Here is a 1,374-nt window from a genome sequence, read left to right on the forward strand (position 1 = left end):
CAACAAGGTGATGCGCAAGTACCTGATCAATTCACCGGTGCGGATGACGCATTTTTTGGGTGAGGCGGCGGTGGAATGCATGTACCTGGTCATCATGGCGGAGGGGGCGGTCAGCTTCGCCAGGAAGCCGACGCATGAGAGTTTTCAGCCGGAGGATGCGGGGTTTTATGCGCCCAGGGAACCCGGTTACCTCAAATATCTGTCGGGAAAGCTCGGCAATATCGAGCCCGAAGACGGGCCCAAGTTCAGAGGGCGTGGAATCAAGCAACTGACGGGAAGGGAGAATTACGGGAAGTATTGGGTTTATCGGGGATGGCTATCTCCCAAATCCTTTGCGGCAGATTGGTGGAATCCATCCCGACCTGACAAGGCTCCGAAAATTCCTGATCCGCAGAGACTCTCGATCAATATCTATAACGCTGTGGATTCTGGCGGATGGTACTGGACTGCTGGAGCTAGAGATAACCAATTCAAAACTATCAATTTGAAAATAAGGTCCGCTGTTATCGATGAACCGATAGTCAAAGCGGTGGCAATAGCAATCAATGGGAAAGATCCTCATACAAAAGAGCCCAAAAGTTTAGCTGAACGCTTGAAAGAAACGCAGTTGGTAAAAACTATCACTATGGATGGAACGTAAATGCAAATAATTCAATGTGTCATATTTATATTTCTCATTTTCCTGATGAGATCCGGCAATACCCAAGCCTTACCCCCAAGTGACATGGAGTTGGTAAAAAAAGATCTGAAAATACCCAAGACATGGACCATCTCTAAAAAGCCCTCTCCATGGAACACCAGTTCCGGCGACACTTATTGCACGGTATTCTTGTCCACTGATCGAAAAAAATGGCTTGGAAATTTCTGCATTTCTTCTAGCGAAGAGGCTCGCTTTGACATGGGTGTCTGGGACGAAGTACCTGATGAAGAGCATTGGGGTGACCGTAGCAAAGAAGAAATTGGCTACTGGAGCGTCACCCCCATGTTCATCTATCCGATGACGCCATTTATCCTCCGTCCAATAAAGAACTATGCGGCCAAGGTGGACTGCAGTCTTGGGAATGAGCGCGGATACCGGCCAACCAGCACCTGCCACACCGCCTATTACCAACTGCGTGACGGCGTTTTCCTGCACAGCGTCTTCCATATTTCCGATGACGTGAAGCGCAAACAGAAGGCGCGAATCTCGGACATTAGAAATTTATGGATTCATGTCGGCGAAAAGATCGGGGGGAAATCCAACTCAAAATGAAGAAGCAGACACCGATCCGTCCATCGCGCGACAAGGAGCCGGATCCCCCTGTTGCGCTCTCTGCCGTCCACATCACCGCGAGTGACATGATCCTGGGCGTGCGCTATCCCGGCGCCGAGGGC

General features: G+C 50.1%; 1 protein-coding gene and 1 pseudogene. Both read left to right on the forward strand.

Going from position 1 to position 1,374, the window contains the following annotated elements; genetic code table 11:
- A pseudogene (locus HNO82_RS22045) lies at positions 1–640 on the forward strand (peptidoglycan DD-metalloendopeptidase family protein); the annotation flags it as partial.
- Complete coding sequence (locus tag HNO82_RS22050; RefSeq protein ID WP_175345151.1) at positions 641–1,252, forward strand: hypothetical protein; 612 nt, start codon at positions 641–643, stop codon at positions 1,250–1,252.
- The last annotated feature ends 122 nt before the right edge of the window (positions 1,253–1,374 follow it).

Source organism: Herbaspirillum sp. C9C3 (assembly GCF_013359625.1).
Classification (GTDB): domain Bacteria; phylum Pseudomonadota; class Gammaproteobacteria; order Burkholderiales; family Burkholderiaceae_D; genus Herbaspirillum.

Excerpts from the sequence above, each read along its gene's own strand:
- HNO82_RS22050 (WP_175345151.1), top strand. The coding sequence starts at position 641 with ATGCAAATAATTCAATGTGTCATATTTATATTTCTCATTTTCCTGATG.